At 61.3% G+C, this 9,261-nt stretch carries 6 protein-coding genes, 1 tRNA gene and 1 pseudogene; 4 read left to right on the forward strand and 4 right to left on the reverse strand.

Annotation, left to right across the window (positions count from 1 at the left end):
• The 3 genes and pseudogenes from H7225_RS16260 to H7225_RS16270 form a co-directional block, all read left to right on the forward strand.
• On the forward strand, positions 1-204 hold a 204-nt coding region (locus tag H7225_RS16260; RefSeq protein WP_290663699.1), incomplete at its 5' end, for a hypothetical protein.
• Positions 205-378: 174 nt separating this feature from the next.
• Positions 379-1,782 (forward strand): annotated as a pseudogene (locus tag H7225_RS16265) (Tn3 family transposase); the annotation flags it as partial.
• Positions 1,783-1,989: 207 nt separating this feature from the next.
• Positions 1,990-3,027 carry a hypothetical protein gene (locus H7225_RS16270; protein ID WP_290663701.1) on the forward strand — a complete coding sequence of 346 codons (1,038 nt, stop codon included), beginning with the start codon at positions 1,990-1,992 and terminating at the stop codon, positions 3,025-3,027.
• Positions 3,028-3,080: 53 nt separating this feature from the next.
• Here H7225_RS16270 and H7225_RS16275 read toward each other — a convergent pair whose 3' ends face one another.
• Entirely contained in the window at positions 3,081-4,484 is a 1,404-nt protein-coding gene (locus H7225_RS16275; protein ID WP_366481668.1) for an FAD-binding oxidoreductase, read from the reverse strand.
• Positions 4,485-4,552: 68 nt separating this feature from the next.
• On the opposite strand from H7225_RS16275, the gene serA reads away from it, so the two are divergent.
• Positions 4,553-5,782 carry a phosphoglycerate dehydrogenase gene (serA, locus tag H7225_RS16280; protein ID WP_290663704.1) on the forward strand — a complete coding sequence of 410 codons (1,230 nt, stop codon included), beginning with the start codon at positions 4,553-4,555 and terminating at the stop codon, positions 5,780-5,782.
• A 178-nt stretch (positions 5,783-5,960) separates the two neighbouring features.
• Here serA and H7225_RS16285 read toward each other — a convergent pair.
• The 3 genes from H7225_RS16285 to H7225_RS16295 form a co-directional block, all read right to left on the reverse strand.
• Positions 5,961-6,037, reverse strand: a tRNA-Val gene (locus H7225_RS16285).
• A gap of 29 nt (positions 6,038-6,066) precedes the next feature.
• Positions 6,067-8,325, reverse strand: a complete 2,259-nt coding sequence (locus H7225_RS16290; RefSeq protein WP_290663706.1) for a bifunctional (p)ppGpp synthetase/guanosine-3',5'-bis(diphosphate) 3'-pyrophosphohydrolase — start codon at positions 8,323-8,325, stop codon at positions 6,067-6,069.
• Positions 8,322-9,261 (reverse strand): alpha/beta hydrolase (locus H7225_RS16295; protein WP_290663708.1); only part of this gene is annotated, 940 nt, incomplete at its 5' end. The genes H7225_RS16290 and H7225_RS16295, both read right to left, overlap by 4 nt.

Consider the following 9,261-nt stretch of genomic DNA (forward strand, 5'->3'; position numbering starts at 1 on the left):
AAATACAGTTTGCGAGAGTGGTTCGTTGTGCCTGCGTACAGCCAAGCGACTGCGGGGAACTACTCTCTAGTTCGAGAGCTGCAGGAAGTCATGACGCAGCCCTACGCCGAGCAGTCGAACGAGGTGGAGGAGAAATACTATAGGCCCAAGCCGTCTGAGTTCTTTGAGATCGCTGGATTGTCGTATATGAGCTGCTCGTCATGATTTTTCGAAACCTGATCGGCCAGGGACGACACACCGTAGGCCGCCTACCCGGCGCCTACGTGTGCCGAAACCATCGCTGCGACGCGCCGGTGACGAGCGCGCAGGCGCTCATCGAGTGCTGCACAGCATGACGAAAATTTCCATCACACCCCATCGTCTTTCACCCTTATCGGGCAATGGTTGGCGTTCAACCGCGAGTTGAAACAGGGCAAGCTGACGCACCTGGAGTACGACAAGGACACACAGGCGCTGACTTGGCACAAGCCCAAGGTCGAGAGCCTGAAGGCGCGCGAGCAATCGTTCTACGAGCAACTGCCATTCTGTGCCGTCTCCGACGTGCTGCGCTTCGTCAATGGCCAGTGCCAGTTTCTGTCGGCGCTGACACCGTTGCAGCCGCGCTATGCAAAAAAGGTGGCCGACACTGACAGCCTGATGGCAGTCATCATGGCGCAAGCCATGAATCACGGCAGTCATGTCATGGCGCGTACGAGCGACATCCCGTACCATGTGCTGGAGAGCACATATCAGCAGTACCTGCGCCAGGCGTCGCTGTATGCAGCCAATGACCGCATCAGCAACGCCATCGCAGCGCTGCCGATTTTTCCATACTACTCATTTGATCTTGATGTCCTGTACGGCGCCGTCGATGGCCAAAAATTTGGCGTCGAGCGGCCTACCGTCAAGGCACGCTATTCGTGCAAATACTTCGGACGCGGCAAGGGTGTGTTGGCCTACACGCTGCTGTGCAACCATGTGCCGATCAATGGCTACCTCATCGGTGCGCACGAGTACGAGGCCCACCATGTGTTCGACATCTGGTATCGCAACACCTCGGACATCGTGCCGACCGCAATCACCGGCGATATGCAGAGCGTCAACAAAGCCAACTTCGCCATCCTGCACTGGTTCGGCCGACGTTTTGAGCCACGTTTCAACAACATGGAAAGCCAATTGGCAGAGCTGTACTGCGCCGATGATCCGGCGCAGTACGAGAAGTGCCTGATCCAGCCGGTTGGCCAGATCGACCGGCAGATCATCATTGACGAGAAGGCCAACATCGACCAGATCGTCGCGACGTTGGGCCTCAAAGAGATGACCCAGGGTACGTTGATCCGAAAGCTATGCACCTACACAGCGCAGAATCCGACACGGCGGGCAGTCTTCGAGTTTGACAAGCTGGTACGCAGCATATACACGTTACGCTACCTGCGAGATCCTCAACTGGAGCGCAACGTCCACCGCTCGCAAAATCGTATTGAGTCCTACCACCAGGTACGCTCGACCATCGCGCAGGTCGGTGGCAAGAAAGAGCTGACAGGACGCACCGACATCGAAATTGAGATCAGCAACCAATGCGCTCGGCTGATTACAAACGCGATCATCTTCTACAACTCGGCGATTCTGTCGCGGCTTCTTACAAAGTTAGAGAGGGGCGGCAACGGCAAGGCTCTGGCACTGATCACACAAATCTCACCGGCAGCCTGGCGCCACATCCTGCTGAATGGGCACTACACGTTCAATGGCGACGGCAAATTGATCGACTTGGATGCGCTCGTGACAGGGCTGGATCTAGGGTGACGGAATTTTCTGGGGTTCCGGCGTAGAACCCCCAATGGGGGCGCCGGCGGCCTGCAGTATGGCGACAGCTTCGGCAGCAACCTGTCCACCTTCGGCAAGTACCTGGACGCCATCGAACCCCTCACGCCCAGCAACTCGATCAAGACCGACCTCGTCAGCCGGATCATCGGTTTACGGATCGACGAGTACCTGGGCAGCCAGACTTTCATGAAGCGGCTCGAGGACAACGTTCAAACGGTGATCCTGCTGGCCTCGCTGGCACAGATCAGCATCCTCACCCTGGACCACGCCGCCAAGCCCAAACCCGATGAGGGCGGCCTGGTCGATGAAACCTGGAATGCCGACCTGCTGATGGCCAAAACCATGGTCGGGCTCATCTTCAAGGAAAAGCTCAAGGCGCCGGGCATCTTCGACGTGGAGCCACTGCTCACGCCCAGCCACCCTGACTACGCCCAAGACAGCTACTTTGGCGGCAACCTGCCCACCGGGCTGAACGTCGATGCGGCCTCCGGCCCCAATGGTGGCGGCCTGCTACACCTGGGCGGCACGGTCAACCTGGCCAAGCTGGTGGCGCCCAACGACCAGAACAAGCTTGGCGCGGCCGACCTGGACGACCCCCGCAAATACCGGGGTTGGCAAGGCAGTGTCTGGGGCGACTACCAGCGCCTGCGGCCCACGCCCGAGCTGGCCGATCAAGGCCGCGTGGCCGATGCGCGCTTTCGGGCTGGCGCCTTGTTCGGCAGCGAGGGCATGTTCATCCTGACCGACGTTGGTGGGCACTACAGCGGGCCGCAGGCCAAACAGCTCACGTCCATGTTTTTCACCGAAGGCCTGGCCTATGCGCCTGCCGAGGGCCCGCCCAAGAAGGTCGGTTTCAAGGTCACCCACATGAGCTGGCAGGCCGAAGACAGCTTGGCCCCCAAATCACGGCCACCAGCGGCCAATCCATCAAGCTGTCGGACTGGCGGGGTGACATCTCGTACACCTACCTGGGCAAGGACGGCACCGCCGACAAGCCCGCATTCCGCATTGAACTGTCGGGCTCCGGCAGCCAGGTTGATTACTTCAATAACCAGTCTCCCATGCTCTACGGCGTGCGGGGCAAGGTGCAGATCGACAGCGTGTTCTACGGCGCCCAGGTCAACACGGGGGCCGACAAAATCGACCCGGCCCGAGCCGCGCAGATGGGCGACCCCCACGGTGGCGAAGGCCCAGCTCAAATCTCGGGCGGCAACAGTGTTCTGATCGTGATCGGCGTGCTGCAGTGAGCGGCCCGCCTCAATGGGCGGCCGCGCCTTTCAAAGGTCAAACACCTTGCCCGGATTCATCACATTGTTGGGGTCGAACACCAGCTTGACGGCCTTCATGTAAGCCAGCTCCTCCGGCGATCGGCTGTAGCCCAGGTAAGGCTTCTTGGTCAGGCCCACGCCATGCTCGGCCGACACCGACCCGTCATACCGCGCCACCGTCTCGAAGATCTGCGTGTTCACGGTCGCGCATTTGGCAAAGAAATCGTCCTTGGCCATGTCGTCTGGCTTGAGGATGTTCAGGTGCACATTGCCATCGCCGATGTGGCCGAACCAGACCACGCGAAAATCGGGGTACTGGTCCGCGACGATACCGTCGATGTCGGCAATGAAGGCCGGCACGTGCTTGATCAGCACCGACAAATCGTTTTTATAAGGCGTGTAGTGAGAGATGGTTTCAGAGATGCCCTCGCGCAAGCGCCAAAGCGACTTGGCCTGCGTCTGGTTCTGGCTCATCACGCCATCGACCACCCAGCCCTGCTCCACGCAGGACTCGAACAAGGCCATGGCCTCGTCCACCACCTTCTCGCTCGATGCCTCGAACTCGAGCAGGGCATAAAACGGCGCGGCCGCCTCAAAAGGCCGAGGCACGCCCTGGTGCTTGGTCACCAGTTGCACCGACAGCTCCGAGAAAAACTCAAAGGCCGTCAAATCGAGTTGCGTTTGAAACGCCGCCAACACCTTCATCACGGCGGCAAAATCAGGTGTGCCCAGCACCATCACGCGCAGATCACGCGGCGCGCGGTCCAACTTCATCATCGCCTCGACCACGAAGCCGAGCGTGCCTTCGGCGCCGATGAACAACTGGCGCAGGTCGTAGCCGGTGGCGTTCTTCACCATGCCCTTGTTCAGGTCCAGCACATCGCCCTTGCCCGTGACCACCTTCAAACCCAGCACCCAGTTGCGCGTCATGCCGTACTTGATCACCTTGATGCCGCCTGCGTTGGTGCCAATGTTGCCGCCCAGTTGCGACGAGCCTGCGCTGGCAAAGTCAATCGGGTAGTACAGCCCCTGCTCTTCGGCAAAGGCCTGCAGTTGGGCAGTGACCACACCAGGCTGAAGGCGCACCAGGCGGTCTTCGGGGATGAACTCGATGATGCGGTTCATGCGGTCGAAGCTGACCACCACCTCGCCTTCCGCCGCCACCGCCGCCGCCGACAAACCGGTGCGCCCGCCCGAGGGCACCAGGGCCAGCTTCAATTCGTTGGCCAAACGCACAATGGCTTGTACCTCTGCCACGGTGGATGGAAAAACAATGGCCGAAGGCGCCGGCACGCGCACCTTGGTCCAGTCGCAACCCCAGTGTTTCAAGCTGTCGGCATCGGTCTTGACATGGCTGTCGCCCACGATGGCCTGGAGTCGGGCAAGGATGTCTGGTGCGATCGGCATGACCATTCTTTCAGTGGAAAACCTTCGTCATGGTAGCGTCTGCCTGATCAACACCACAGATGAAGGATTCAGGCATGCAGCAGCTTTCGCTCGACAAGGACAAGATTCGCTTTCTGTTGCTCGAAGGTGTGCACCAAAACGCCGTGGATGTGCTGCATAAAAACGGGTACACCAACATCGAGTACATCAAGACAGCGCTCGATGAATCTGTCCTGCTTGAGAAAGTTCGCGACGTGCACTTCCTGGGCATCCGCTCGCGCACCCAAGTGACGCCTGCGGTGCTGGAGGCCGCCAACAAGCTGGTGTCCATTGGCTGTTTCTGCATCGGTACCAACCAGGTGGCCTTGCAGCACGCCATGCGCAAGGGCGTGCCCGTTTTCAATGCGCCCTACTCCAACACCCGCTCGGTGGCCGAACTGGTGCTGGGCCAATTGATCCTGCTGCTGCGCGGCATACCGCAAAAGAACGCGCTGGTGCACCGTGGCGGTTGGAGCAAGTCGGCCGAAGGCTCATGGGAAGCGCGTGGCAAGACGCTGGGCATCGTCGGTTACGGCAACATTGGCTCGCAGCTGTCGGTGCTGGCCGAATCGCTGGGCATGCGCGTGGTGTATTACGACACCGTCACCAAACTGCCGCTGGGCAATGCGCGCCAATTGGGCAGCTTGAACGAGTTGTTGGGCGCGGCCGATGTGGTCACCCTGCACGTGCCTGAGATCCCCTCCACGCAGGACATGATGGGAGCCACGCAGTTCGCCAAGATGAAACCCGGCGCCATCTTCATCAACGCCGCGCGCGGCACGTGCGTGGACATTGACGCAATGGCGGCCAGCCTGCAAAGCCAGCACCTGGGTGGCGCGGCCATTGATGTCTTCCCGAAAGAGCCCAAAGGCAACGATGAGGAGTTCCTGTCGCCCTTGCGTGCCTTCGACAACGTGATCCTGACGCCGCACATTGGTGGCTCCACGCTCGAAGCCCAAGCCAACATTGGTCTCGAAGTGGCCGAGAAATTCGTGCGCTACTCGGACTGCGGCACCACGCTGTCGGCCGTCAATTTTCCGGAGGTGAGCATGCCTTTGGGCGCTGGCAAGCACCGGCTGCTTCACATCCACGAGAACGTGCCCGGCGTGCTGTCCAACGTGAACCGCGTGTTCGCCGAGAACCACATCAACATCGCCGCACAAAGCCTGATGACCAATGAAGCCATCGGTTATCTGGTGATGGACGTGGATGCGGCTTATTCAGAAGTGGCGTTGCAGAAGATCCAGAGCATCACGGGCACGATTCGCAGCCGTGTTTTGTATTGACTGGATGGTCAGTGGCGGTTTGCCTGATCACCATCTTGCAGACCGAACCAGGGGGCCGAACCCGGGGGCAACAGCGCCAAGCGCTGGCCAAAAAAAATGGAGGCATAAGCCTCCATTCATTGGGTACCGGGTTCTGGTTGTTTCCCGGGAAATTCCAAGAGAATCTGTGCAGATCTCTTGGTAGGCGCGATTGGACTCGAACCAACGACCCCCACCATGTCAAGGTGGTGCTCTAACCAGCTGAGCTACGCGCCTTCAAGACCGCTATTGTAGCATGTTTTTTTCTATTTTCGGCGCGCCTTCAACACGCCATTCACTTGTGTCACTCGCGCGAGCACCGGCCCCAGCTTGGCCGTGTCCGAGGTTTGCACCGTGAGCGTGATGGTGGTGTGGTCGCGCTGAGTCTGGCTGTTCATGGCCACCACGTGGGTCTTGCCTTGCGCCAGGGCATCACACACATCGCGCAACAAGCCCGGGCGATCATGCGCTTCTACCAACACATCCACGGCGTAATGCGCGCTCTGGGCGGCGGCATGCTGCCCCCAGGTGACGGGGATGACACGCTCACCATGCCGCCCGGCCATTTGGCGGAAATTGCTGCAATCCGAGCGGTGCACCGCCACGCCCTTGCCCCGCGTCACGTAGCCGCCAATGGCATCGGGCGGCGCGGGTTTGCAGCAACGGGCCAACTGCGTCAGCAATGAATCCATGCCCACCACCAACACGCCACGGCCATGGCCACTGCGGTCCAGCTCCGCTTCGCTGCGCGCGATGCGCTGGGCCACCACATGATCCGGATCTTGCTCGGGCACGGCGGGGCGCAGCAATTGCTCGATATTGCGCAGCGAGAACTCGTCCTTGCCAACCACATCGAACAGGGCATCGGCGCTGCGAAAACCCAGGCCAGCCGCCAAGTCTTCCAGCTTGGTGGCAGTTTTGCCTTCGCGTTGCAGCAGCTTTTCAACCAGGTCGCGGCCTTTGGCGATGGTGCTTTGCTGGGCCAGCGCGTTGAACCAGGCGCGCACCTTGGCGCGGGCCCTGGGGCTGCGCACATAGCCCAGGTCCTGGTTCAGCCAGTCCAGCGAGGGCCCGCCATCTTTGATCGACACGATCTCGATCGTCTGGCCACTTTGCAAGGCCGTGTTCAGCGGCACCATCACGCTGTCGACCTTGGCACCTCGGCAACGGTGCCCCAAGTCGGTGTGCAGCGTGTACGCAAAGTCCACGGGCGTGGCGCCATGCACCAGGTCGATGATCTTGCCGTCGGGCGTGAAAACGTAAATGCGGTCGTCGAAGTAGCCCTGGCCGGCAGGTCCGCCACCTTCGGTTTCGTCGGCCGCGGCCAGGTCGCGCTCCCAGGCCAACAATTGGCGCAGCACGGTCTTGCGCGCGGCAGCCACGCGGCTTTCAAACTCGCCCACGACCTGCACGCCGGCGTAGCCCTTGGCCCCCGCTTCCTTGTAGGCCCAATGCGCGGCCACGCCGCTGTCGGCGTGCTCGTGCATGGCCAGGCTGCGGATCTGGATCTCGATGGGCTTGTCGTCATCGCCCAGCACCACGGTGTGCAGCGACTGGTAGCCATTGGGCTTGGGCCGCGCGATGTAGTCCGAGAACTCATCTGGCATGGGACGCCAAATCTCGTGCGCGCGGCTCAAGGCGGCATAGCAGGCCGGGATGTCGGCCACGATCAGGCGCAATGCGCGCACGTCGAACACGCGGTCAATGGGCAGGTTCTTGCCCTGCATTTTTTTCCAGATGCTGTAAAGGTGCTTGGGGCGACCTTGCACCTGGGCCTGCAGCTCGGCTTGCGCCAAGGCCGAGGCCAAAGTCTGGCGCACCTGCTCCACATCGCGCTCGCGCTCCAGGCGCTTTTCGTCCAGCGAGCGCGCGATCGAACGGTAGGTGTCGGGCATCAGAAAACGGAAGGACAGATCCTCCATTTCCCACTTGATTTGCCCGATGCCAAGCCGACTGGCCAGTGGCGCGAACACCTGCATCGACTCGCGTGCCAAGGCCTTGGGGCACGGTAGCTTGGTAGCGGCATAGTGCCGCAGCGTCTGCAGGCGCGAAGCCAGGCGCATCAGCACCACGCGCAGATCGCGCGAGAAGGCCAGCAGCATCTTGCGGATGCGCTCGACCTGGTCAGCGCGCAAGGGGCCATCGGTCTCATCGCCCAAGGAGTCACGCGCATTGCGTTGTATCTGCACCAGCTTGCGCGTGTGGGCCACCAGGGCTGCAGCATCGGGGCCAAAGGCGCGGCCAATGACTTCGTCGGGCGGGGTCAGGTACTCGCTGGCGTAGACCAGGTAGGCGGCCGCGCGCAGCGATGGCGGCGCGCCAATGCCCAGCAGGATCTGCGAGACACCATCGGCATGGGCCAAGGCGTTCTCGCCCGTGTCGAACAATTGCTCGGCCAGCAAGGGCTCGGCAAACGCTCTGGCGCGCGCAAGGGCATGGGCCGCACCGCCATCCTGCCCGGGCAGGCTCAAATCGACCAGGTCAACGATGGCCGCGTGCGGTGCATCAAGAATGCCTGTCTTCATGCCAACAAAAAGTCCTTGATGGTGGCGATCTGGTCAGCGGCGATCAGGGTGGGCGCGTGGCCCACGCCTTCGAATTCAACCAGGCGAGCTTTGGGGCCGCGCTGCGTCATGCTTTGCGCGGTCTCGTGGTCCAGCAGATCGGAGTTTTTGCCACGCAACAACAGCACCTCGCTTTTCAGGCCATCGTAGACGCCCCAAAGCGCGGCTTCGCCACTGGTCGCGGCTTCAGCCGAGATCGACTTGAAAGGCTCGGCAATGGCCGGGTCGTAATGCAGTTGCAGGCCCAAGCCATCGGCCGTTGGGCGCAGCAAAGGGCGCGACAAGGCCAGCCATTGCTCAGGCGTGTGCGGGCCAAAGCCGGTAGAGATGCTCCACAGGTAGTCGGCCGCCTCTTGCTCGGTGGCAAAGCGCTTGGGCTGGCCCAGGTAGTCGCCAATGCGCACCAGGGCATCGTGGCGCAGCCGTGGGCCCACGTCATTGAGCACCATCTTGCGAATTCGCACCCCGGTCACTTCGGTCGGCAAGGTTGAAAAGCCCAAGCCGATCAAGCCGCCCATGGAGGTGCCCACCCAGTCGATGTCCAAGGGGCTCTCCGCTTTGAGCGAGGCGCGCAGTTGCTGCACCAGCGTCACCATGTCGGACACGTACGAAAAGACCTGGTAGCCCGCAGGCGCGGCCAGCCAGTCGGAATGCCCGCGCCCGACCACGTCGGGGCAGACCACATGGTATTGACTGCTCAGCGATTGGGCCAGGGCGTCGAAGTCACGGCCCTGACGACTCAGTCCGTGCACGCAAATCAGGATGCGAGGATTGGCCTCGTCGCCCCAAGACCAGTAAGCCATGCGGTGCGTTTGAGCATCAGTCTTGCTTGCGCCTGGGCACACCACGTGGTTCAAAGTGGGGCTGACGAGATTGTTGTGGTCCAGGGTGGTCATG

This window comes from Aquabacterium sp., from assembly GCF_014378415.1.
GTDB lineage: Bacteria > Pseudomonadota > Gammaproteobacteria > Burkholderiales > Burkholderiaceae_C > Aquabacterium.

Bases quoted from the DNA above. Each gene is read 5' to 3' on its own strand.
- H7225_RS16290 (WP_290663706.1), bottom strand. From the start codon at position 8,325: ATGAAGACAGGCATTCTTGATGCACCGCACGCGGCCATCGTTGACCTG.
- serA (WP_290663704.1), top strand. From the start codon at position 4,553: ATGCAGCAGCTTTCGCTCGACAAGGACAAGATTCGCTTTCTGTTGCTC.
- H7225_RS16275 (WP_366481668.1), bottom strand. From the start codon at position 4,484: ATGGTCATGCCGATCGCACCAGACATCCTTGCCCGACTCCAGGCCATC.
- H7225_RS16270 (WP_290663701.1), top strand. From the start codon at position 1,990: ATGAAGCGGCTCGAGGACAACGTTCAAACGGTGATCCTGCTGGCCTCG.